The sequence below is a fragment of the Borrelia puertoricensis genome, assembly GCF_023035875.1.
Lineage (GTDB): Bacteria > Spirochaetota > Spirochaetia > Borreliales > Borreliaceae > Borrelia > Borrelia puertoricensis.
The window spans coordinates 626,134-650,061 of sequence record NZ_CP075379.1; the positions used below are offsets into that span (position 1 = coordinate 626,134).

The following is a 23,928-nucleotide window of genomic DNA, read 5'->3' on the forward strand; positions in this document are numbered from 1 at the left end:
TATATAATACTATTAATATTGTAATATTTTAACACAGCTTGAAAATTTGTTTTTATGGGTTTAATTTTGGAGAAATTTTTTTATGAATGAGGATTTGGTAAATGTTAAATTAAAAAATATGAGTTTTTTGCTTTATCTCATACTTTTTGTTTTTATTTGCTTTGGTTTATTGTTTTTAGGTCAGGCTTATTTAAACTATAAAAATGGGTATTTAGAGCGTGTTGAGTCTGATTTTAAACTCTTTTCAAATAATGTAGCTTTTCAGATAAAAAATAAATATGATGGTGCTGTTGGTGTTTTAAAAAATCTCATTGAGAATGATAGGGTTTTAAGTGTCTTACATAATGTTTCAAATAGTTTTATTGAGAGTATTGATTTACGGTTCATAGATTTAGATACAAGTATTGCTCTGTTTTTAAGTTCCAAGGGATTTAATGAGGTAAGTAAAATTTTTCAGCATATACCCCTTGAAGAGAATTCTTTAGAAGGAATTTTCTATATTCCTGTTGGGCAAAATGTTTTGATTTCAAATAAAAACTTTTCGTTTTTAGGTATAAATAACATTATTGAAGATCCGATTTATTTTGTTCCTGCAAAGAAGCATGTTGCGTATTATTCAAGTTATAAGAGAGTAAAAAATAAACTCTATTCTGTTGTAAGTATTCCGGTTATGAATGATAGTTTTACAATTTTGGGTGTAATCTGTTTTTTAGTCTGTTTTGATAATTTATTTATTGATATTGCAAATCAATTTGGTTCTTATCTTAAGTTTAGTAATAAAAATTATGAGTTTTTTGTGGTTGATAGAGAGTTTAATCCTTTATTTTTGAGTCTTAATGATTTAAGTACTGAGAATTTTGCGGAAAATTATGCAAGTAGTGCGTTAAGCAGGGTGATATCTCATGTTAAGGACAATCCTAATATTTCTAGGGATATTTTACAACATAAGACTTCTTCTTATGTTGTAAGTACTGCTCAGATTGATGGAAATGTGGTCCAAGGTATTATTTTTAATATGGATTATCTTCCTCTTAAATTTCAATCAAATTCAATATTTTTCTTAGGGTTTATATTTTTTGCTTATCTCATTATATTTTATCTTTACAATAGATTAATTTTGCCTTGTATTGGAGATTTTAGAATGCTTCTTAAGTATAAAAAGGAAAGAGAGGATATTTTAAGTTTTGACCCTATTTTAGAGGTTCAATATAAATCTTTTATTTTTTCTTATATTAGTGCTGAATTTGATAATTTTTTTTCAAAAACTACTAATATTGTTGATAGCATTAAGGTTTATGTACAAAACTTAAGGAAGTGTTTAGCTGAGATAAATATTCCTGAAGAAAATATAGATAAAGTGCATAATAGTCTTGCTACTTATGATAAAATAGGGGATGCTTTTTCTAAATTTGAGAAGTCAGTTGTGAATATTTTAAAGGATTTTGAATCAATATCTAATCCAATTAGTGATCACAATAAGAACATATTGGATATTGCTACTCAATTTGAAGAGAATGCCAACGCTTTTTATGGAATAGATAAAAATTTAGAGATTTTTAGTAAAGTTGTTGCATCAAATTCTACAAGTATTGATGATGTAAAAAATAAGGTTTTTGAATTGAATTCTATTTTTGAGAATGTTAATAAAAATTTTTCGGAGCTCTTATCTCAGACTAATAGTCTTCAGAGTGCAAATAAGCTTTTAGTGTTGATATCAGCTCAGACTAATATGCTTGCAATGAATGCAGCCATTGAGGCGGCCAAGGCAGGAGATGCTGGTAAGAGTTTTGCTGTTGTTGCAGAGGAGATTAGAAAACTTGCTATTAATTCTGGAAAGTATTCGACAACTATTAAAGATGAACTTAAAATGGTTAATAATATCATTTCAGTTGTAAGTTCAGAGATTGATGCTATTTATAAGGATTTTATTGATATCCAGGAAAATATTCATAATAATGCTGTACAGCATGAGAGAATTAATATTACCCTTGCTAAACATGTAAAAGAAATTGAAGAATTTAAAGATAAATATTTATCTTATGATATTAAGATTAGAGATACTAAGAACATGTGTAAGGAGATATTTAATAGTTATTTTGTTATTAGTGGAAAGTTTAATAATTTAAATAATGATTTAAGTGAATTTGAGGTTTCTAAGATGAGTTTAGATGCATTAGAACCTTTACGTGAACATGTATCATTGGTTAATGAATGTAGAGAAAAAGTTGCTGAAATGAAAGATGTCGTTGAAAATATTAATAATGAATTTTGGGATATATAATTTAATTTTTGTCATTAAATCCAATATAAATCACTTCTTCTTCAAGTAAAAATCCTGTTTTTATTTGAACTTCAATTTTTACTTTCTCAATTAGTGTTTTAATCTCTTTAGAGCTGGCATTGTTCTTATTGATAATAAAGTTACCGTGGTAGTGTGATACTGCCGCCCCTCCAATGTTTAGTCCTTTTAAGTTGCATTCTTCAATGATTTGCCCAGTAGGTTTTAAAAATTGTTTATTATTTTTAAATGTACTCCCGCTGCTTGGAGAGAGATAATGTCCTTTATCTATTCTTTTTTGCTTGTTTTGTTTCATAGTCTCTTCAATGTGTTTTTTATTGCCTTTTGTTAGGTTTAGGGTTGCTTTTAGTATTACAATATTTTTGTTTTGAAAAGGAGAAGTTTTATATGAGAATTCACTTTTTTCAAGTTTTTTGCAGATAGTTTGTCCATTTTCATCTACAAAAATGACCCGATCTAATATTTCGGAGATTTCGCTTCCAAAACACCTGGCATTCATCCAAATTGCACCTCCAAGAGTTCCAGGAAGTCCATATATGAATTCTAATCCGCTTAATTCATTTTGCATTGCAAAATGACATAGGTCGTCAAAATTGGTTCCGCATTCAGCAGTAATTTGATTGTTTTGAAGTTCAATTTTATTTAGGTATCCAGTATATATTATAGGAAAATCAATTTCTAATTCGTCGTTTATTAGCAGATTGGAGCCTCCTCCTAAAATAAATATTTTAACTTTTTCTTTGATTGCTACTTTAAATATATGTTCTGCATCTTTTATTGTTTTAGGTGTTAAAAATAGTTTGGAAATACCCCCTATTTTATAGGTTGTATGTTTTGCAAGATTTTCTGTTTTAGGTTTAATATTAATCTTTTCAAGAAAATTATTTATGTTTTTTAACATGTTTTCTAATTTTATATTGGATTATTATTTTTTTCAAATTGAAGTAAACTTTTTAAATGAGATGTAATTTTAATTATTATTAGATTTGTCAAATTATTTTAAATATAATAAAATTGTATGATAAGTTATGTAGAGATTATGTTAATTGTAATTTATTTTGACATTTTTAATCTCTGGAGTTAATTTTTTCACGGGGTGTATGCTTCTTAGATTATATAATACAAAAACAAAGAGTTTATCTGAAGTAAAAAATTTTAATGATACAAAGGTCTATGCTTGTGGACCTACTGTTTATAATTATGCCCATATAGGTAATCTTAGAACATATATTTTTGAAGATCTGCTTATTAAGTCCTTAAGGTTATTAAAATATAATGTTAATTATGCAATGAATATTACTGATATTGGTCATTTAACAGGTGAATTTGATGAGGGAGAAGATAAGGTTGCTAAGGCTGCAAGAGAGAGAGGTCTTACGGTTTATGAAATTAGTAGGTTTTTTACAGAAGCTTTTTTTTGTGATTGTGAGAAATTGAATATAGTGCGTCCTGATAAAGTGCTTATTGCAAGTGAATATATTGCAAGCATGATAGAGGTGATTAAAGTTCTTGAGCAAAATGGGTTTACTTATTTTGTTAATGGTAATGTTTATTTTGATACTTCTCTTTTTAAGAGTTATGGCCAGATGGCTGGTATTAATCTAAATGGTTCTGGGTTTTCTTCTGTTTCCAGAGTTGAGATAGATCCGTCAAAAAAGAATAAGTCAGATTTTGTTTTGTGGTTTACTAATTCAAAATTTAAAGATCAGGAGATGAAATGGGATTCACCTTGGGGTTTTGGTTATCCAAGTTGGCATTTAGAATGTGCGGCAATGAATTTAGATTGTTTTAGGAGTACTCTTGATATCCATTTGGGAGGAGTTGATCATATTGGGGTTCATCACATAAATGAAATAGCGATAGCAGAATGTTATTTAAATAGAATGTGGTGTGACATTTTTGTTCATGGTGAATTTTTGATTATGGAAGATGAAAAGATGTCAAAATCAAATAATAATTTTATAACTATTAAAGACTTAGAGACTGATGGATTTTCGCCTTTAGATTTTAGATATTTTTGTTTAACTGCACATTATAGAACTCAACTTAAATTTACGTTTAGTAATTTGAGAGCTTGCAAGATAGCTAGGAAAAATATGCTTAATAAATTGACAGCTGTCTGTTCTTCATTAAATCAATTTGATCTGGTATTACTTAGTAAGAATTATGAGAATATTGAATCTGTTTTAGAGAAAAGATATTATGATAATTTTTTGGAAAAAATAGCTTTTGATTTAAGCATTCCTCAGGTATTAGCCTTGTTATGGGATATTGTTAAAGATGATAATTTAAGTGCTTTCTCAAAACTTAGACTTACATTCAAATTTGATGAAGTTTTATCTCTTGGTTTAAAAGAAGGAGTGTTTAGAGAGATTGAGAAGGATAGGATAGATATTGATGATGCTATGAATTCTTTGCTGGAAGAGAGACGGTTAGCCAAGATAAGAAAAGATTTTAAACGTGCTGATGAGATTAGAGAATATTTTTATTCTAAAGGTTTTGTATTAATTGATACTGAAGAGGGGACTAAGGTTAAAAGAGGGTAATTTTTGGCAGTATTTTTTAAGAGTCAATATTTTGTTTTAAGCTTAGTGTTTTTAATCTTTTTAAGTTTATTTATTTTTTCTGGATTTTTGTTTTATTTAAAGCCTGTGATTTATGAAATATCACCAATGCCTGCTTCTCATGAAAATGTAATTGTGATTAAAGGACGTAATTTAGGTGATAAGATTGGAGAGATTAATATTAATGATCATTATTTGATGAAGAGTAGTATTGTTAGTTGGAGCAATGAGAAGGTAGTTTTTAGAATTACAGATGAGATCAATTCAGGTCTTGTTTTTATAAAAAGCGAGAAAGGAATTAGTAATGAACTTTTTCTTGTAATTAGTAGACAAGTTCCAATTAAACTTGAGAAAAAAAATAAACCTTTTCTTTTTGTTACTGATGATTTGGTTTTAATGACAAATGTTCCTGTTATATTAAGAGGTAAAAATTTAGTGTCAAATTTTGCTGATGTTGAAATATTTATTCAAACAAAACATGAACTTTATAAAGTCCTTCCTAGAGATATATTGAAATTGAGTGAAGAAGAAATAAAATTTATTCCGCCAAAGACTTTGCATATTGATGGTGAGATTTTTTTGCTGGTTGACGGAGTTGAAAGCAATAAAATTCCTTTTAATTTTAATACCAATTTTTTTAGGTGGAATTTAAAGAGAACTAGAGGTTTTAAAATATCTCATGAAATTTATTTCGTTCAGGATTATGGTAAGGAGCTTAGTTTAATATCAGATGACATTAATTTTAATGTTTTTTATTTAAGCCCAATTGAAAATGAGAGACAAAAAATTAAGTTTGCAGATAATAATGGGGCTATATTTGATTTAGATAATTTGTTTTTTAAAAGCTTAAAATCAAATACATATCATTTAGAATTTGAAGTTGAGACTTGTAAATTGGATTTAGATATTTTTGATAGCAAAGCTTTGAAAAGTATTAAGGTAAATACAGATAGTAATATATATGAATTTAAAACATATGTTTTAAATAAGAGAGATCGTTATTTATCTTATGATTCACTTGATTTAAGTTCAATTAATTTGAATGTAAACAACAAAGATTCGGCTTATGAATTGGCAAAATCTATTATTGATGCTTTAGTTTTGCATTTTACGATTATAGATAATGATTTAACTTTGGATGAGTCTATTAAAATGAGAGAGATTTCAGCTGGTAATTTAATTTTACTTACGAATTTGTTGTTTTTACGAAACAATATACCTTTAAGAAATGCTGTTGGACTATATTTTGATACTAGGTCGTCTAGTCTTAAAGAACATACTTGGTGCGAATTTTTTTTAGAGCATATTGGATTTATTTATTTTGATATAGTAAATGCGGTATTATTTAGAGATATCTCTAATTATTTTTTGAATATGTCAGAGAATTATATCCAATATGGATATAAGGAAGATTATGATGATTTGTTGTTTGATGATTATTTTGGTTTAGTATTGTTGAAATATAAAAGCTTGACAAATAGTAATTATTCTCTGAATTATAAGATTACTTTGGAGGAAAATATTAATGATAGATAGTGTTTTATTTGATTTAATTGAAAGGGAATCTAAGAGGGAGAGAGAAAATATTGAATTAATTGCTTCAGAAAATTTTGTATCATTAGGGGTAAGACAGGCTGTTGGAAGTATTTTGACTAATAAATATGCTGAAGGTTACCCTTCAAAGAGATATTATGGTGGATGTTGTGTTGTTGATGATATTGAAAATTTAGCTATATCGCGCGCAAAAGAGCTTTTTGGTGCAAGTTATGCAAATGTTCAACCTCATAGTGGTTCCCAAGCTAATATGGCTGCTATAATGGCACTTATTAAGCCTGGGGATAAAATTCTTGGAATGGAGTTGTCTCATGGGGGTCATTTAACTCATGGTAGTAAGGTCAGTTTTTCTGGAATTCTCTTTAATGCATATTCTTATGGTGTATCAAGGGATTCTGAGATAATTGATTATGATGATGTTAGGAGAATAGCTAAAGAATGTAGACCTAATTTAATAATTGCTGGTGCTTCTTCTTATTCAAGGGAAATTGATTTTAAAAAATTTCGTGAAATAGCGGATGAGGTTTCAGCTTATCTTTTGTGTGATATTGCTCATACAGCAGGCCTTGTTGCTACAGGTTTTCATAACTCCCCTATTGATGTTGCACATTTAACTACAAGTACTACTCATAAGACTTTAAGGGGCCCTAGAGGAGGATTAATTCTTGCAGGTAAGGAATCTGATATGATAGTGAATTTTAATAATAAAGAGAGAACACTAGAGAATTCTGTTAATTCTTGTGTTTTTCCAGGAACCCAAGGTGGGCCTTTAATGCATGTTATTGCAGGTAAAGCAGTGGCTTTTGGAGAAGCTTTGATGGGTGAGTTTAAGGATTATATTTCTAGGGTAATAGAGAATACCAAAGCTATGGCTGAGTATTTTGTTTCAGAAGGTTTTAGAATAGTTAGTGGTGGAACGGATAATCATTTATTTTTAGTTGACCTTGGTATTTTGGGTATTACAGGGGCTGATGCTGAGGAAGTGCTTGAGAGCGTAAACATTATTCTTAATAAAAACACAATTCCTTTTGATTCAAAAAATCCTTCTGTAGCTTCGGGTATTCGAATTGGTGGTGCTGCTATTACTTCAAGAGGTTTAAATAGAGATGATTCTATTGAGGTTGCTCGTTTTATTATTAGGGCTTTGAAGACTAAGTCTGATGATGAGCATAAAAAAATAAAATGCGAAGTCGTAGAATTTATTAGTAGTTTTAATATGCCCTAATTTTGATTTGCAGTTTATTTATTTAGGTGTCAAATTTGTTTCAAATTTTCTTTTTGTTATTGTCATTGATTTTGATTTTTAGTCCCTTTATTTTAAGTGTGTTTTTCATATTTTTTGTTTTTTTTATAATCACCAGTATTTTAGGTGGATTTAGGACGTACACAACAAGAGATTACTTTTATTCTAAGTCAAGGGAACTTGAGTTTTATAAGTTATCTTTTTTATTGATAGCCAAATTGATTTCTATTTTGGGATCAATGACTGGCGAGCAATTAAATTATATTAATTTTATAATAAATTCTTTAAATTTATCCGAAAAACATAAGACGGAACTTTATAATGTATTTCATTTTTCTGTTACTCAAAATAGAAATGCAGATAAAATATTATATACGCTGAAGCTTGGGTACTTTCAGCATAGAGATCTTTTTGTGTGGCTTGTCTCAGTTCTGAAAGAGATTAATAGTTTAGCTAGATATGGAAACTTGGAAGGGGATAAATTTATTCGTTATGTTAGTGCGTTTCTTGAGCTTGATTTTGAAAGTCATGATGCTTACAAAAATATTAATATAGAGATTATTAATCCTTATGAAGTATTGGGTTTAAGATATAGCGCCAGTGGTGATGACATAAAGAAGGCTTATAAAAAATTAGTTATACAATACCATCCAGATAGATTTGCAAGTGAACCTATTAAACAAAGAGAGGCGAATGAAAAATTTATTAAGATCCAAGATGCTTATGAAAAGATCTGCAAAGAGCGAAATTTAAAATAGTTAATTTATTAAGTTGTATTTGATTAATAGGATTTTATTATTTGAAATAAATTTGATAATCGTTTAAAGAGTAGAAATCTATCCTTTAAACGATCCTTTTTGTTTATTCGTTAAAATTTACTGCAAATTGTAAGAAAACACTTCCCATTTGGTCTTTTGTTGCGAAAAGATTGTTTGAATCCCATCCAAGTGATATTTTGGTCAATTTGATTAAATTGTCTAATTCTATCCCAGCTTTTAGATATATGCTTTTATCTGAACCCTTAAGTGAGCCTAAAATATGGGTGCCTACATATGGTATTATGTGTGTTGTTGGTGATATGGATTCTACAGGTATTGCGTAATTTATGTATAATGCACCTCCAAGCTTAGTCGCCTCAGTAAATGCAACTGTTTGAGTATTATTAGTAGTAGTATTAGTATTTGGTGTGAGAGTAGTTATTATATCATTTGATTGGGGTTGTTCTTTTAATAGATCGTAAATTCCAAGTGAAGCTATCCATCCAAGACCAGGAATAATTCCTTTTATGTTGTCTTCGTAAGTTGAAATTTCGGCATTAAAAGTTTGAAATGATTTTGCAGCGATGTTCTGTATTATTTTGTTTGAAGATGTAGGCTTATATAGGTTCTTTCCATAGGTAATTCCAAGTCCAATTCCGGATTTTTTGTCTTGTTTTCCAAATATTCTTGTATTATAGGAATTATCACCTTTAATTGACCATGATTCTTGTTCACCGTCATCTGTATTCCAAGCTAAACCGATACCTGTGCCTACAGAAAATGCGAAGTTGGTACTTCTTTTGTTGTCAAATTGAAGTTTGTTTCCTGTTGGATTAAACTGGTTTGTTTTATCTGTATTTGCCTTTTTGGAGATGTGTCCAAGTATAGAAAAATCGCTGGCAAATGGATCTATTCCTACATCAGAACCGGTTTGTATTAAGAGATAGGTATTTTTATCATTGATTTTTGTAAGACCAAGCTTGTATGTAAATCCAATAGAGGCCATTATAGATGCGTTTGATAAAGTTGGACTGACAAGATCTGAGCCTACAACAGATTTGTCTTTAAGTCCGTATGTTATTGATGAATGATTAAATGTTGCGTTTCCGATTGCCCCTGAGAGTCCAAAGTGTAATTCAAATGGAATTTTTGCAATGACATCTGAGCTGTATTGTTCTAGTTCATTTTTCATTGGTGTCCATTTCACTTTTGTTCCATAAAGTATACCTTGATATGTATTGTTGTAAGGAGTTTCGTCTTTTTTCTTTTTATCTTCTTCGGAATCGTTAGCATTTTTTTTGTAGTTTCTGTTCCCTGTTCCTGTTGCCCCAATTGCAAGCACAAGTTCTAATTGTGGAAAGGTGTATCCAAACTGAAGTGTTCCTATTGTTTTTGCTGTACTTCTTGCGAGGATTGTTCTTCTTGTAGCGCAATCATCGCTTGGAAAACCGTAATATTTGCTTTGAATACTAGTCATTGGTGCGAAACTAAATAATGATTCTTGATTAAAATCAAAATCAGTCATTGATTCTATTTTAAGGTAAAAGTCATATATGTTGATTTGTGTTGTAATGCTTCCTACATCGAGTTTAAGTATGGCATCCTTTTTGCCCTTAGCTTTTAACACGAGGTCTTCTATTTTGATGTAAGCTGAGAAAGGATCATGCTTTCCTATTTCGTTATGTGTTTCATATGGTACAAATTTAATTCCTAGTTGGCTTTTATTTTCCAGACCAGGAATTGACTCATCTATATCGAATCTAAATTCGCTACTATTTTCGAATGTTAGTTTAGGACTCCATGGGCTTGACATGGATATATCTTTATCTATGTCATCGGCAAAAACTGTAACAGTGGTTAATAGAAACATAAAGATACATAATAATATTGTTTTATTCACTTTTATATCTCCTTCGTTGTGAAATTTAGGGCTTCATTAGAAGTTTTAAATAACATGCATTTTTGTCTTTGGGTATTAATGGTATTAATTCTTCGATAAAAATTCAAGTATTTTTATAGTTATTATTTTTAAATAAGACTAACATAATAACTTTGTTAGTCTTATTTATTAAATATTTAAATTTTATCATTTATTTATAATAAGAAATAAACTAAAATTCCCGATATAAAAATATAACCAAGAGCGTATGCTATGGTTTTTGATAGTAATTTTCCTTCTTGTCCAATAAGTCCTGCTGTTGTTGTTGCTATTGTAATATTTTGAGGTGAGATCATTTTTCCCCCTGTTGCTCCTGTTGTGTTTGCGGCTGAAAGCCAGTAAGGATTAACATCAATATTTGCTGCGATTTGCGTTTGCAATGGCCCAAATAAAACATTTGAAACGGTATCACTTCCTGTAAGGAAAGTTCCCAAAGCTCCAATTAATGGGCTAAATAATGGGTATAATGTGCCTGTTAATGTTGATATGCCATCTGCAAGATCTTTTATCATGCCGCTATGTGTCATTAATCTTGATATTGATACTATGCAGATAATTACAAAAGAAGATAATGCCATTTTTTTTATTGTAAGTATGAATGTTTTTAGTTGTTCAATTATAGGAACACCTCTGATTGAGTAAGATATTACTGTTGCAAGAATAATTAGTGGTCCTGGTGAGGTTAGCCATTTAAATTGTAGTGGATTTGCTCCTGGATAAATTGAAAGAGTAGTTTTAAAGTTTGATAGATATTTATTTATTCCATAGAAAAGTGGTGAGACAGTTATTATGAGTGAAACTATTAAAATATAGGGTAGAGATGCAAGTAATCCTTCCATTGCTGATACTTTTATATTGTTGTTAGTTGTATTTTTGTTTTCAAAAAGCTTTGCATAAATTATTGTTATTGCCATTGCAGGTATGCTTCCAAGTATTGCGGGAAGTTCTGGGCCTAAGGTTTTTGAAACATAAACTTGAGATATTGCTATTGATGCTCCTGAGAGGAGTGTTAGGATAAACATTCCGCCCTTAAGACCTTTAATTCCGCCTCCTACAATCATAACTAATACAAATGGTATAATAAGAGTTGGCAGGATGAGTTGTAAAGAGACATCATATGATAACATATTAACATCTAATCCTGTTGCTTGGGAGAGAGATATTATAGGGATTCCTACTGAACCATAGGCAGTTGAGGATGTATCCATGATTAAACATATAAGGCAGGCAAAGAATGGTTCAAAACCCATTGCCATTAGTATTGATACGGGAATGGCGACTGCAGTTCCGTATCCCGCAACTCCTTCTAAGAAGTTACCAAATCCCCATACTACAAGCAAGACTATTATTCTTTTATCAGAGGATACGTTTGATAACATGGCTTTTATGATTTTCATATCATTTTGACTTTCAGCCATTTTATATGTGAAAATAGCAGCTATAATTACAATAACTATTGGCCATATTCCCATTATCGTTCCCTCAAATATTGCAAGACTTGTATTGATTATTCCTAAATTTTTGTCAAGTAAGGTTATTGCAATAGTAACTATTAAGCATATTGGTATCACATAATATGCTGGTTTTTTTATTATCCCAAGTCCAATGATTATAATTGTTATTGGTACTAAGGCTTTAATGAAGTCATAAAAATTCATAATAGGATGTGTGCTCCTTTTTAGATTTACCATTTAATTTTATAACAAATTCTTATGCAATAATATATAATATAATATTACTTTATGAAAATTATTCCTGTTATTCTAAACATTTTAATTTTATCAGGTGTATTTAGTAAACTTTTTTCAATTGATTTACTTGAGATCAAAAAAGTAACGGAAGATGCTAAGTCAGTTGTTTTGCTTGATTATGATACCAAATGTGCTCTTTATTCCAAAAATCCAAATTTGGTTTTTCCACCAGCATCGCTTACTAAACTCGTTACTATTTATACCGCTTTAGTTGAGGCAAGGAAAAAAAATATAGATTTAAAGACCACTGTTCCTATTAGCAGTGCTGCATCGTATTATAATCTGCCTTTAGATTCTTCTTTGATGTTTTTAGAAGAAGGTCACAAAGTGAATTTTGAGGAATTGCTTAAAGGTCTTATAATTTCTTCAGGTAATGATGCCGCTATTGCAATTGCTGAATTTATAGTTGGGAAAAATTTAAGTGATTTTATTGATTTAATGAATATTAATGTTTTAAACTTGGGATTTATAAATATGAGTTTTGTTGATACATCGGGTTATAGCAGTGATAATAAGATTACGGCGTTGGAAATGGCATTGTTTGCAAGAACCTATATGGAAGAATTTGAATTTATACTTCATATACATTCCCTTAAAGAGTTTATTTATCCAAGGTCTGAAAATTTAGGTAATACTTCTTCTTTAAAGCTGTTAAATTTAAAACAAAAAAATAAAAATATTTTAATATTTAATTATCCTTATGCTGATGGATTAAAGACTGGTTATATTAAAACATCTGGTTTAAATTTAGTTGCTACAGCTAAAAAAGATGATATAAGATTAATAGCGGTTGTCTTGGGAGTTAATAAGGGAGTTAACAATGTTGGAGAGAGGAAGCGTGCCTTAATTGCACAAAAATTATTTGAGTATGGATTTGGTAACTATGCTCAATTTTCTTTTATTGGCAAAATTAAAAGAAAAGATCTATAATGAGGTATGTTCGGTATTTTTTTTAAAGAGTTTTTGAATATGTCTTTTGAAAGAGACACACTTTGGTAAGTTAGTTTTGGTATAGAAGAGTTGGTTGTTCTACTTAAAAATGATGAAGTAGTGAGAATATTGATTTTTGGATATTTTTAAGTTAGAGGTGCTAAGTTTGTTTGTTTAGTTACGTTTAAGAATTAGAAATTTTGATAGTATTTATAGGTGTTTTATAAAAGTTTTTTAAGAGAGTAATTGTTTTATGTTGAATCATTTTAATTTTAAGTTGAAAAGAGATGTTACAATAATAGTGCCGGGTGAAGCTTTTGTGTCAAATAATAGAGTTATTTCTACAATACTTGGTTCTTGTGTGTCTGTTGTGCTTTATGATGGGGTGCGTAGGATTATAGGAGTAAATCATTATGTGTTAGTGAGAGCTGATTCAGTGGTGAATGTTTTACAGAAAGGTAGATATGGAGTTTATGCTATTCCTATGTTAATTGATGCTATGATAGAAAGTGGGGCATCAAAAAGTAATCTTAAGGCTAAACTTTTTGGAGGTGCTAATTTTATGGCCAAAGGAACAATAAGAGTTGGTGTTGAGAATTCAGAGTTTGCCGTTAATTCGTTGATTAAATATGGTATTCCAGTTGTAGCACAAGATTTTAATCAGTCTAAATCCAGAAAGATTTTTGTTTTTCCTGAAAATTTTAAGGTTGTTGTGGAATATCCAGATGGTTTTAAGATTTTTTAATCTTTCCTTAAATTAATTTAGCAAATGATTTCATGATTTTCAGTATGAGACTATCTGTTAAGTGGGTTTTCCTATATAGAGTTAAAATTTTAAGAGAACGTATGTTTTATATTAATTCTTAGTTTGTTAGATATTAATTTTTTGAGATATGTTATGGGTAGCATATAATCAATATATTTAATTATTAATTGTAAATTTGGTTTTATTAGGGGAACAAGATGGAAAATGTTGTAATTCGTTATTTTAGGGAAATAACTCAAATTCCTAGATGTTCACAAAATTTAAAGGGCATTAGTAATTTTATTAAAGAAGAAGCTAGAAAATTTGGATATCCTTTTAAGGAAGATAGTATTGGTAATATTGTAGTTGAGATTAAGTCTAATGGCTGTAGCAATATGTTGCCTATTATTTTGCAAGCCCATACAGATATGGTTTGTGAAAAAAATGAATCTGTTGTTCATGATTTTAAAAAAGATCCTATTAATATCATTGAAGATAATGGGTATTTTGTTGCATCAGGCACTACTCTTGGTGCTGATGATGGGATTGGGGTTGCAATGATGCTTGCCATTATGAGTGAGTCTTTGACTTTTAAACATCCTGCTTTGGAACTTCTCTTTACTGTTGATGAAGAAATAGGGTTGATAGGTGCGATTGGACTTGATCCTAATTTATGTAGTGGTAAGATGTTAATTAACCTTGATGGAGAGGAAGAGGGTTATTTTTTAGTTGGTTGTGCTGGTTCTCGACTTGTTCATATTAACTTTGAGCCACAATATAGACAAAATAGAAAAAAAACAGGTGTTGAAATTTTGTTTACAGGTCTTAAGGGAGGCCATTCTGGTGCTGATATTCATATTGATTTAGCAAATTCTTTGAAATTGATATTTTTTGCTCTGAGTACACTTAAGGCAAATATGGAATTTGAAATTGGGTATATATCCGGTGGGGATAAGAGTAATGCAATTCCTAGAGAGTCAAAGGCATTAATATTAATTGAAGCTGAGCATTATATTTTATTAGAGAGAGAATTAAAATCGTTTAAACGTCATATGCAAGAGATGTATACTTTTGATTCTGATTTTGAAATTATTTTAAGAAGAGTAAATTTTTCTGGTGATGTTTTGGATGATATGGATCAAGATAAGCTTTTAAATATGGGTATGGCATTTTTACACGGAGTTCAAAAAGTTGAAAATTATGGTGAAAAACTTATTAGAACGTCTCTAAATTTTGCTAGTCTTTTAAAGGTTTGTAATGAGTATCAGTTTGTATTTACAATAAGATCTTTGTTGGATATTGAGAAGGAATATATTTTTAATCATTTAAAGGCCATTAGTAGTCTCTCAGGTGCTAATTTTAAAATAGTTTATGATTATTCTTCTTGGAAGCCGGCTGAGAATAGTAAACTTTTAAACCATCTTAAGAATGTGTATAAAAATATGTACTTGGAAGAAGCTAGAACCGTGGTGATTCATGCTGGTCTTGAGACTGGAATAATATCTGCAAAATTTGGAGGAATAGATTCAGTTACAATTGGACCTTGGATCAATGCTCCCCATACACCAAGAGAACAGGTTGATATTGCTTCAACTATTAGAGTTTATAATTTTTTGAAGAAAAGTTTAGAGACTTTATAAAATTTTATATTTTTATATTTTGTGATTTTGAGTATATATTTCATTAGTTGACTTACTATTTGAATGTTTATAAAATAAGTTTACATGTAATTGAGTATAAGTGGTGGTTGTAGCTCAGTTGGTTAGAGCACCGGATTGTGGTTCCGGGTAGCGCGGGTTCAAGTCCCGTCAGCCACCTTCGATTTTGATTAAACTGCACCCATAGCTCAATTGGATAGAGTAATGGACTTCGAATCCAAAGGTTGCAGGTTCGAATCCTGCTGGGTGTAAAACGTTAGTTTTATACTTGAAAAAGCTTTTTAAGTTGTGTATACTACCTAAGGTATGCAGAAGTGGTGGAATTGGCAGACACGCTAGACTTAGGATCTAGTGCCTTAGGCATGTGGGTTCGAGTCCCACCTTCTGCAAGAAATGCGAAAGTAACTCAGGGGTAGAGTGTCACCTTGCCAAGGTGGAAGTCGCGGGTTCAAATCCCGTCTTTCGCTTGAATTTAGCAATTATTAGTATTGATGTATTTTAATTAGAGGAATAGTGTGATATTAAATAATGATGTAAAATTGATTCCTGGTTCTAAGGTTGAGGCTGTTATTAGAATTTCAAAAAAGTTTGTTAAAAGTAAATACAACGAGATTTTACAAGATTACTCTTCTCGTCTTAAGGTTAAAGGTTTTCGTATAGGAAAAGTTCCTTTTAGTATTATTGAAGGCAAATATTCTGATAATATAAAAGCTCTCACTATAGAGAAACTTATTCATAAGTCCTTAGAAGAATTTTTTAAAAGAGCGACTTATAAACCATTAAGTTATGCTGTTCCTAAAATATTAGATGAGAAATTAGAGATAAATTTAAGTAAAGATTTTGAATTTACTGTTGTCTATGAGGCTTATCCTGAATTTGAGCTATCTGATATATCTAATGTTGAGGTAGAAATTCCAGAAGTTTGTGTATCTGATTCTGATGTGGAGGAAGAGCTTAAATTATTACAACTTGAAAATGCAATGGTTGTTGAGGATAGTGGTGATGTTAAGGAAGGCAGTATTGTTAGAGTAGATTTCGTGGAGCTTGATGATTCCTTAAGTGAGATTTTAACAACTAAAAGACAAGATTTTGTTTTTACTGTTGGCGAGTCTAATAATTATTATGGATTTGATAATGATATTATTGGTATGAAAAAGGATGAAGAGAAAATAGTAGAGAAAAATTATGGTATGGATTATAAATTTAGTGAACTTGCTAATTCTTTTAAGAGATTAAAGATCACTCTTAAAGATATAAAGAGGCGTGATATTCCTGAGCTTGATGATGATTTTGCAAAGGATATTAAGGATAGTTTTAATACATTGGAAGATCTTAAAGAACATATAAGAGAGAATATGTTAAGGGTTGTTAAAGAAAGAAGTGACTCTCTTAAACTTTCAAAATTGTTATCTGATATTGCAGAGAAGTTAAACATAGAGATTCCATCTTCTATGTTTGAGGCTGAATTGAAAAATGTTTTAAACGAATTTTCACATCAAAATAAGATTAATTTTGAGCAATTAAGCTCTTCTACAGGTTTAGAAGGTATTAATGATGTTTTTAAGGAGAATGTACTTAAGAAATTAAAGTCTAAGTTAGTTTTCCAAAAAATAGTAGATAATGATTTGACAGAGGTTACAGATTCTGATTTAGAGGATGAGCTTGTTAAACAGGCTGAAAATGCGAAGATGAAACTTGCAGAGGTTAAGAAATTTTATCGAGATAAGAAATTGCTTGGAATTTTAAAAGATGAAATTAAAAGGCAAAAGGTTAAAGATAAAATTTTAAAAAATGTGAAGGAAATTAATTCTAAAAAAGTTGCATTTAGAGATTTTATTAATTATAAAACAGGTGGATAATGATAAGAGAATATATGCATAATTTAGTTCCTACTGTTGTGGAGCATACTGGAAATTATGAGCGTGTTTTTGATATATATTCAAGATTGTTAAGGGATAGAATAATTTTTTTGAGTGGTGAGATTAATGATATAAGGGCAGACACAGTCATTGCTCAGCTTCTTTTTTTAGAGTCTGAAGATTCTAAAAAGGATATATATGTTTATATAAATTCCCCTGGAGGTAGTATTACCGCAGGACTTGCAATCTATGATACTATGCAGTATATCAAACCAGATGTAAGAACAATCTGCATTGGTCAAGCAGCTTCAATGGCTGCATTTTTACTTGCAGGAGGTGCGATAGGCAAACGAGAGTCATTATCGTATTCAAGAATAATGATTCATCAACCTTGGGGTGGAATAGGTGGTCAAGCCAGTGATATTAGTATACAAGCGAATGAAATTATAAGGCTTAAGAGATTAATAATAGATATTATGTCTGATAAGATAGGAGTATCTAAGGAGAAATTATCTCTTGATATTGAACGGGATTATTTTATGACACCAAAAGATGCTCTTGATTATGGAATTATTGATGGTATCTTGGTAAAAAATTAGTTTTATTGTGGGTGAGATTTGATATGGCAAGAAGAAAAAGTCAAAAAATTGAAGGATGTTCTTTTTGTGGACGTACTGAGGCTGAGGCTGAAGGGCGAATTATTTCAGCAAAATCTGTTGCTATTTGTTTTGAATGTTCTAAAATATGTCATAATCTTTTTAAAGAAGAAACGGAAAAGCCTGTAAGGCCTAAATCTTCAAGGGGTCTTCCAACTCCTAAACAACTTAAAAGTCATTTAGATAAATATATTATTGGACAAGAAGATGCAAAAAAAGTATTGTCCATTGCTGTTTATAATCACTATAAGAGGATATTTAAAGGTAATAAGAGTAATAATGGGATTGAACTTGAAAAATCTAATATATTGCTTGTAGGTCCTACTGGGAGTGGTAAAACTTTGCTTGCAAAAAAGTTAGCAGTTGAGATGAATGTTCCATTTGCAATGGCGGATGCTACAACGATTACTGAGGCTGGATATGTGGGAGAAGATGTTGAGAATATTTTACTTAAGTTAATTCATGCTGCTGATGGAGATATAAGTTTCGCAGAAAGGGGTATCATTTACATAGATGAAATAGATAAGATTGCAAAAAAAGGTGAAAATGTTTCAATTACAAGGGATGTATCTGGAGAAGGTGTTCAACAGTCTTTATTAAAAATAATTGAAGGCACTATTGCAAATGTACCGCCAAAAGGTGGAAGAAAACATCCTTATGAGTGTACTATTGAAATCAATACCCAGAACATACTATTTATATGTGGTGGGGCTTTTGTAGGACTTGAAAATATTATTAAAAAGAGAATTAATAAAAGTTCTATTGGATTTTCATCTGCTGGTAGAAAAGATTCTGGAGAGGTTAATTCTTTAAAATACTTGGAAATGGAAGATTTGATTAAATTTGGACTCATCCCGGAGTTTGTAGGTAGGCTTCCTGTACATTCTTATCTTGAAAAGTTAGAAAAGGAAGACCTGATCAAAATATTAGTTGAACCTGAAAATTCTATCGTAAAACAATATTGTCATATGTTTAAGATGGATAATGTTGATCTATTATTTGAAAGGGATGCGCTTGATGCAATTGCAGAAGAAGCCATGCTTAAAAATACAGGTGCTAGAGGTTTGCGTTCTATTTTAGAAGAATTGCTTAAAGATGTAATGTTTGAAATACCTTCAACGAAGCAAATTAAAAAAGTTATTGTTACTAAAGAGTCTGTTTTAAATAGCAATATTGAGCCCTTGATTTTGACAGGAAGGCATGCTAATAAACCTTGGGCAAAAGAACTTTATGAAATCAATTCTCAATCTAATTAGTTCTAAAAAAGACGATCTTCCAGTTATTGTTTTAAGGCAGAATGTTTTTTTTCCAAATGTAACTTTATGGGTTAATTGTGATGATGGTATTTCGATTAATGCAATATATCAGTCTATGTTAGAGGGTAGATTGATCTTATTTTTTTGTGCTAATGATCTTAACTCGTGTAATAGTAGCAAAATTAGTTTAGAAAATTTATATTCTATTGGTATTTATGCAAAGATTATTCAAGTTGTAAAGGTTACTGAAATTTTGATAAAAATTTTAGTAACCTTTCAGGATAGAGTTATTATCAAAAGTATTTTAAAAAAGAATAATTACTTTAGAGCAAAGGTTGATTTTATATCTGATAAATGTGAATTTAATAATGAGTTTTTTACTTATTCTAAATTTTTAAGAGAAGCGTATAATATTTATAGATCTTATTTACCCGTTAAAAAATTAGACAATGATGAGAGTAACGATTTTTTTGATAGTCCAGCTAAGTTTGTTGATGTTATAGCCTCTAATGTGAATTTGGAATATAAAGTTAAAGTAGAACTTTTACAAGAATTAGATGTTAAGCTTAGAATGGAGAAATTGATCATAAATCTAAATATTGAGACTGAGCTTTTAATTCTTAAGAAAGATATTAAGACTAAGGTTAAGACCAAACTTGATAAGGGTCAAAAAGAATATTTTTTAAATGAGCAAATTAAGGAAATTCAGAAAAGATTAGGGAGAGATGAGACTGATTATCTTGAAAGGTTAAACTTTAAAAATATTCCTGAAAATATTAAATCTAGAATTGAAAAAGAAATATCTAGATTGACCCGTATGAATATGAATTCTCCAGATGCTAATATTGTTAGGAACTACGTTGAATTGTTACTTGATCTTCCTTGGAATGAAAATACTGTGATGAAGAATTCTTTAAGAGAGATTGAACTTATTTTAAGAAATTCTCATTATGGTATGTATGAAACTAAAGAAAAAATAATGAATTTTTTAGCCGTCTATCATATTAATTCTAAAGTTCAAGCGCCTATCTTGTGTCTTGTGGGTCCACCTGGTACTGGAAAAACTTCTGTTGCTTTATCTATTGCTAAGTCTCTTTCTAGGGAATTTACAAAAATTTCCCTTGGTGGGTTAAGAGATGAAACAGAAATTAGAGGTCATCGAAGGTCTTATGTTGGAGCTCTTCCGGGAGTTTTTATTAATGCAATCAAAGTGGCTGGAAAATCTAATCCCGTAATTCTTCTTGACGAAATAGATAAGATTAACAGTACTTATAAGGGGAATCCGGAAGCAGCACTTTTAGAAGTTTTAGATTCTGAACAAAATTCTAGATTTGTTGATCATTATTTAGAAATTCCTTATGATCTCTCTAATGTGTTATTTGTAGCAACAGCCAATTCTCTTCATGAGGTTTCTAGGCCTCTTCTTGACAGAATGGAGATCATTAAGATAGAAGGATATTCTTGTGGTGAAAAATTAGAAATTGCAAAAAATTTTTTAATACCAAATATAATTAAAGATAGTTGTTTAAATAATGTATATATAAAAATAGAAGATGATGTTATTTTACATATAATCAGGAACTGTACTATGGAGTCTGGAGTTAGGAATTTAAAGAGAGTTTTGACTAATTTATTTAGGATGGTTGTAAGAGAATTACTTTATGTCTATTCAAGGGAGGATATAATTAAAGGAAATTTTTATTTTCCAAGTTCCTTAATACATGGCAATAATTTACTCTTTACCCATGATCCTGATGTTCCTGGTATTTACAAAATAATTAATATGAATAATTTTCATTTTTATGTGAATTGTGAGTATAAGTTTAATTTAATTAGGATTGACTCTTCTGGATTCGTTTATGGTCTTGCTTGGACAAGTTATGGAGGCACTGTACTTCCTGTTGAAGCTATTAAGTTTGATAATAAAGGCGATATTATTTTAACAGGTAGTCTTGGAAGTGTTATGAAAGAAAGTGCACAATTGGCTTATTCTGTTGTAAAAACTTATTCTTCTGAGCTTAATTTTGATATAAATGAAATTCCTGAAATTCATATTCATTTTCCAGAAGGAGCTACACCAAAAGATGGACCTTCTGCTGGAATTACTATCGCAACAGCCATAGCTTCTGTGCTATCTGATAAGAGAGTACCTCTAGATCTTGCTATGACTGGAGAGGTTACTCTTAAAGGTTCAATTCTTCCTGTAGGAGGTATTAAGGAGAAGGTTCTTGCAGCTTATAGGAATGGTATAAATAAAATTATTATTCCAAAGGATAATGAGAAAGATTATGTTAAACTTCCAGAAGATATTAGGGATAGTATTGATGTTAAGTATGTGTCTAATTTGGGAGAGGTGTTTAACTATTTAAATATTATTTAAATTATTCTATTTAAATAATTTAGAGTTTTATATGTTAGAATTTATTAAGGAGGAAATATGAAGGATGGAGTTAGAAAACCCTCAGGTAGCAGGGCATCATTTAATTCTCAAGGTTCTGTTAAAAATAGAATTAACAATAATTTTGCATCTTTTACAAATGGCAATTTTGGGAAAGCTTTTGCTAAGAAGAAAAAAAAAAGTAAGTAGTTAAGTGGCATGGCTAATAACCATGCCACTCTTATTGATTTATGCTCTCTTGGAATAGTATTCAACAATCATTTGTTCATTTGCAAGGGTAGGTATTTCATCTCTTGATGGCGGTCGAGTTATTTTTACGTTTAAATCATCGGCATTTACTTCTATCCAAGTTGGTAATTTTCTAAGAGTTGATGTTTTTTCTATGTTGGATCTAACTAATTTTTTTAGACTATCTTTTTCTTTTACTTGTATCATATCGTTTGCTCTTAGAGTAATGGATGGAATTGTAACTCTTCTTCCATTAAGCATAATAATTCCATGTGAAACTATTTGCCTTGCGTGAGCTCTTGAAATAGCAAACCCAGCTCTGTATACAACATTGTCAATTCTTCTCTCAAGTAATGCTAAGAGATTATCGCCTGTAACTCCATGCTGTTTTCTTGCTTCTTTGAAAATATTAGTAAGTTGTCTTTCACTTACACCATAAGTGAATTTTACCTTTTGTTTTTCTATTAGTTGCTTTCCATATTCTGTGATTTTAGCTCTCCTAGATCGTCCGTGCATTCCAGGTGCATTAGGTTTCTTTTTAAGCAATTTATCGTATTTAGGCTGTTCGAAGATATTCACGCCAAATCGCCTTACCAATTTTCCTTTAGCTATGTTTTTTCTATTCATTTATTCCTCGCATCTTTAAATAGCAGGGGCAGGACTCGAACCTACGACCTTCGGGTTATGAGCCCGACGAGCTACCAAACTGCTCCACCCTGCGTCTTGCAACATATTTTAACACAATTGTATTTAAGGTGTCAATTAATTTTATTTGGTTATATTAATATGTATATTTCACATATTTCTTTATGATATTTTTTTATAGTGTATTTTATTTTTTCTGTTTTTTGTATCAAACTTTTTAAGTCATTTTCATAGCTTAAGTCTAGTTTGACATGGAGATTTAAGTCATTTCCTTGATGAAAGAAGTTGAGTTCTTTGAAATTTACATTAATATTTTTTAATGTGTTTTTTATTTTCCTTTTTAAGTCTATGTTTTGTTTTGAAAGGAGCTTATTAGCATTATTTATGATTACGTGTAGTCCTTCTTTGATCATTATAAAACTAATACATATAGATATTATTTTATCAAATCCTGTCCATACATAATTTGCAAGTAATAAACTTAATGTGGTTCCTCCATGAGAGAATATGCAATTCTTATCAGATGATGATAATGCTAAAAGCAAATAGTTGTTATACCTTTTTCCGATTTGAAATTTTACCAAATGTTCGATTATCTTGACTAAGAAAAATATAAAGGGTATTAATGGTATCCAAATGCTTTTTTTTAAAGAATTATTTGAAAATATTTCTAATATATTTTTTTTATCTTCGTGATAATGATCATATTCCTGGTGATCATATCCATGATTATGAATATGTAATCCAGATTCACTTCTGAAGTTCATTAATTTGTTCAGTCCTGTTGTGCTTAGAAATATTGTAAATCCTGAGATTATGATGATTAATCCTATGATAAATGCTATCAAGTTTTCCATTTTTTTATATCCATAAGGATAATAAATTGTTTCAGGCCGATTTGTAATTTTTAAACTAAAATAAGTAATTGTGGATAGGATAAAATCAGATGTAACGTGAAGTGCATCTGCGGTGAGTGCAAACGAGTTAAAAAGAATTCCAACAGTAAGTTTAGATGTTATTGATGCTACTTCTGCTAATACTGAGATAAGTCCTATTCTTATTATAAGTGTATTTTTTTTTATTTCATAAGTTAAGTCTTTTTCGTATATATTATTGTTATTTTCAAATCCTAGGTTTTTAAGTTCTTCTTTTATGTCATTAATTTTGCATAAGATTTTTTGTAATTTATTTTTTTTACCATAATAAATTAGGTTATTAATGAGTACTCTTTCTATTCCCTCTGCTTTAAAATTTTGATCAATATAGAAATTATTAATTTTAATCTCTTTATTTTGTATTTTGGCTTTTAGGTATGAAACCATTTCGACATTATTTTCTGTGTAAGCTATGTAAATTTCATCTTTTTTTAAGCTTGCAAGTTTTAAGTTAGTGCATTTATTGATGTTTTTATTGTTGATTATCTTGATCATGTTTGCACTTTTCCT

17 protein-coding genes, 5 tRNA genes and 1 pseudogene are annotated in these 23,928 nt (G+C 29.9%); 17 read left to right on the plus strand and 6 right to left on the minus strand.

Annotated features, from left to right (window positions below):
• The first annotated feature begins 82 nt into the window (after positions 1–82).
• Positions 83–2,281, plus strand: coding sequence for a methyl-accepting chemotaxis protein (locus bpuSUM_RS02995; RefSeq protein ID WP_247065732.1), 2,199 nt, complete (start codon positions 83–85; stop codon positions 2,279–2,281).
• A 1-nt stretch (position 2,282) separates the two neighbouring features.
• Here the strand turns inward: bpuSUM_RS02995 and murB are convergent, their stop codons facing one another.
• The gene (gene murB / locus bpuSUM_RS03000) at positions 2,283–3,200 is read right to left on the minus strand and encodes a UDP-N-acetylmuramate dehydrogenase (RefSeq protein WP_247065733.1); all 918 of its coding nucleotides are present in this window, start codon (positions 3,198–3,200) and stop codon (positions 2,283–2,285) included.
• A gap of 199 nt (positions 3,201–3,399) precedes the next feature.
• Here murB and bpuSUM_RS03005 point away from each other — a divergent pair, with 199 nt between their 5' ends.
• Genes bpuSUM_RS03005 through bpuSUM_RS03020 form a run of 4 tightly spaced genes read left to right on the plus strand, consistent with a single transcriptional unit; the run spans position 3,400 to position 8,418 of the window.
• Positions 3,400–4,845 carry a cysteine--tRNA ligase gene (locus tag bpuSUM_RS03005; protein ID WP_247065734.1) on the plus strand — a complete coding sequence of 482 codons (1,446 nt, stop codon included), beginning with the start codon at positions 3,400–3,402 and terminating at the stop codon, positions 4,843–4,845.
• A 3-nt stretch (positions 4,846–4,848) separates the two neighbouring features.
• A complete protein-coding gene (locus tag bpuSUM_RS03010) occupies positions 4,849–6,399 on the plus strand; it encodes a DNA-binding protein (RefSeq protein ID WP_247065735.1) in 1,551 nt (516 codons plus the stop codon).
• Positions 6,389–7,642 carry a serine hydroxymethyltransferase gene (gene glyA / locus bpuSUM_RS03015; protein WP_247065736.1) on the plus strand — a complete coding sequence of 418 codons (1,254 nt, stop codon included), beginning with the start codon at positions 6,389–6,391 and terminating at the stop codon, positions 7,640–7,642. The genes bpuSUM_RS03010 and glyA overlap by 11 nt, the downstream gene beginning before the upstream one ends.
• A gap of 26 nt (positions 7,643–7,668) precedes the next feature.
• Positions 7,669–8,418, plus strand: coding sequence for a J domain-containing protein (locus bpuSUM_RS03020; protein ID WP_347343291.1), 750 nt, complete (start codon positions 7,669–7,671; stop codon positions 8,416–8,418).
• A 103-nt stretch (positions 8,419–8,521) separates the two neighbouring features.
• On the opposite strand, the gene bpuSUM_RS03025 is transcribed toward bpuSUM_RS03020, so the two are convergent.
• Both bpuSUM_RS03025 and bpuSUM_RS03030 read right to left on the minus strand, forming a co-directional pair.
• Positions 8,522–10,318 (minus strand): integrin-binding adhesin P66 family protein, encoded by a 1,797-nt coding sequence (locus tag bpuSUM_RS03025; protein ID WP_247065738.1) that lies wholly within the window; start codon positions 10,316–10,318, stop codon positions 8,522–8,524.
• Between the two features lie 194 nt (positions 10,319–10,512).
• Complete coding sequence (locus bpuSUM_RS03030; RefSeq protein WP_247065739.1) at positions 10,513–12,015, minus strand: lactate permease LctP family transporter; 1,503 nt, start codon at positions 12,013–12,015, stop codon at positions 10,513–10,515.
• Between the two features lie 84 nt (positions 12,016–12,099).
• Here bpuSUM_RS03030 and bpuSUM_RS03035 point away from each other — a divergent pair.
• The 12 genes and pseudogenes from bpuSUM_RS03035 to bpuSUM_RS03090 form a co-directional block, all read left to right on the plus strand.
• A pseudogene (locus tag bpuSUM_RS03035) lies at positions 12,100–13,039 on the plus strand (D-alanyl-D-alanine carboxypeptidase family protein); the annotation flags it as partial.
• Positions 13,040–13,291: 252 nt separating this feature from the next.
• Positions 13,292–13,783 (plus strand): chemotaxis protein CheD, encoded by a 492-nt coding sequence (locus bpuSUM_RS03040; RefSeq protein WP_247065741.1) that lies wholly within the window; start codon positions 13,292–13,294, stop codon positions 13,781–13,783.
• A gap of 218 nt (positions 13,784–14,001) precedes the next feature.
• Positions 14,002–15,423, plus strand: coding sequence for a beta-Ala-His dipeptidase (gene pepD / locus bpuSUM_RS03045; protein WP_247065742.1), 1,422 nt, complete (start codon positions 14,002–14,004; stop codon positions 15,421–15,423).
• Positions 15,424–15,526: 103 nt separating this feature from the next.
• Positions 15,527–15,600 (plus strand) — tRNA-His (locus bpuSUM_RS03050).
• Between the two features lie 18 nt (positions 15,601–15,618).
• Positions 15,619–15,692 (plus strand) — tRNA-Arg (locus tag bpuSUM_RS03055).
• A 57-nt stretch (positions 15,693–15,749) separates the two neighbouring features.
• A tRNA-Leu gene (locus bpuSUM_RS03060) sits at positions 15,750–15,830 on the plus strand.
• Positions 15,831–15,836: 6 nt separating this feature from the next.
• A tRNA-Gly gene (locus bpuSUM_RS03065) sits at positions 15,837–15,908 on the plus strand.
• Positions 15,909–15,956: 48 nt separating this feature from the next.
• A complete protein-coding gene (tig, locus tag bpuSUM_RS03070; RefSeq protein ID WP_247065743.1) occupies positions 15,957–17,300 on the plus strand; it encodes a trigger factor in 1,344 nt (447 codons plus the stop codon).
• Positions 17,301–17,314: 14 nt separating this feature from the next.
• Positions 17,315–17,899 (plus strand): ATP-dependent Clp endopeptidase proteolytic subunit ClpP, encoded by a 585-nt coding sequence (gene clpP / locus bpuSUM_RS03075; protein WP_247066306.1) that lies wholly within the window; start codon positions 17,315–17,317, stop codon positions 17,897–17,899.
• A 23-nt stretch (positions 17,900–17,922) separates the two neighbouring features.
• Entirely contained in the window at positions 17,923–19,212 is a 1,290-nt protein-coding gene (gene clpX, locus bpuSUM_RS03080; protein ID WP_247065744.1) for an ATP-dependent protease ATP-binding subunit ClpX, read from the plus strand.
• A complete protein-coding gene (gene lon / locus bpuSUM_RS03085; protein WP_247065745.1) occupies positions 19,187–21,592 on the plus strand; it encodes an endopeptidase La in 2,406 nt (801 codons plus the stop codon). Before clpX ends, lon begins: the two co-directional genes overlap by 26 nt.
• A 57-nt stretch (positions 21,593–21,649) precedes the next feature.
• On the plus strand, positions 21,650–21,799 hold the full coding sequence (locus bpuSUM_RS03090; protein WP_247065746.1) for a hypothetical protein: 150 nt from the start codon (positions 21,650–21,652) through the stop codon (positions 21,797–21,799).
• Positions 21,800–21,838: 39 nt separating this feature from the next.
• Here bpuSUM_RS03090 and rpsD read toward each other — a convergent pair whose 3' ends face one another.
• The 3 genes from rpsD to bpuSUM_RS03105 form a co-directional block, all read right to left on the minus strand.
• Entirely contained in the window at positions 21,839–22,465 is a 627-nt protein-coding gene (gene rpsD / locus bpuSUM_RS03095; RefSeq protein WP_247065747.1) for a 30S ribosomal protein S4, read from the minus strand.
• A gap of 20 nt (positions 22,466–22,485) precedes the next feature.
• Positions 22,486–22,559, minus strand: a tRNA-Met gene (locus bpuSUM_RS03100).
• Between the two features lie 55 nt (positions 22,560–22,614).
• Positions 22,615–23,913 carry a cation diffusion facilitator family transporter gene (locus bpuSUM_RS03105; RefSeq protein ID WP_247065748.1) on the minus strand — a complete coding sequence of 433 codons (1,299 nt, stop codon included), beginning with the start codon at positions 23,911–23,913 and terminating at the stop codon, positions 22,615–22,617.
• Between the last annotated feature and the right edge of the window lie 15 nt (positions 23,914–23,928).

What these genes read in the sequence shown, in the direction of transcription:
- bpuSUM_RS03040 (WP_247065741.1), top strand. Translation starts at nt 13,292, where the DNA reads ATGTTGAATCATTTTAATTTTAAGTTGAAAAGAGATGTTACAATAATA.
- pepD (WP_247065742.1), top strand. Translation starts at nt 14,002, where the DNA reads ATGGAAAATGTTGTAATTCGTTATTTTAGGGAAATAACTCAAATTCCT.
- clpP (WP_247066306.1), top strand. Translation starts at nt 17,315, where the DNA reads ATGCATAATTTAGTTCCTACTGTTGTGGAGCATACTGGAAATTATGAG.
- bpuSUM_RS03105 (WP_247065748.1), bottom strand. Translation starts at nt 23,913, where the DNA reads ATGATCAAGATAATCAACAATAAAAACATCAATAAATGCACTAACTTA.
- bpuSUM_RS02995 (WP_247065732.1), top strand. Translation starts at nt 83, where the DNA reads ATGAATGAGGATTTGGTAAATGTTAAATTAAAAAATATGAGTTTTTTG.
- murB (WP_247065733.1), bottom strand. Translation starts at nt 3,200, where the DNA reads ATGTTAAAAAACATAAATAATTTTCTTGAAAAGATTAATATTAAACCT.
- rpsD (WP_247065747.1), bottom strand. Translation starts at nt 22,465, where the DNA reads ATGAATAGAAAAAACATAGCTAAAGGAAAATTGGTAAGGCGATTTGGC.
- glyA (WP_247065736.1), top strand. Translation starts at nt 6,389, where the DNA reads ATGATAGATAGTGTTTTATTTGATTTAATTGAAAGGGAATCTAAGAGG.
- lon (WP_247065745.1), top strand. Translation starts at nt 19,187, where the DNA reads ATGAAATCAATTCTCAATCTAATTAGTTCTAAAAAAGACGATCTTCCA.
- bpuSUM_RS03090 (WP_247065746.1), top strand. Translation starts at nt 21,650, where the DNA reads ATGAAGGATGGAGTTAGAAAACCCTCAGGTAGCAGGGCATCATTTAAT.
- clpX (WP_247065744.1), top strand. Translation starts at nt 17,923, where the DNA reads ATGGCAAGAAGAAAAAGTCAAAAAATTGAAGGATGTTCTTTTTGTGGA.
- bpuSUM_RS03005 (WP_247065734.1), top strand. Translation starts at nt 3,400, where the DNA reads ATGCTTCTTAGATTATATAATACAAAAACAAAGAGTTTATCTGAAGTA.
- bpuSUM_RS03030 (WP_247065739.1), bottom strand. Translation starts at nt 12,015, where the DNA reads ATGAATTTTTATGACTTCATTAAAGCCTTAGTACCAATAACAATTATA.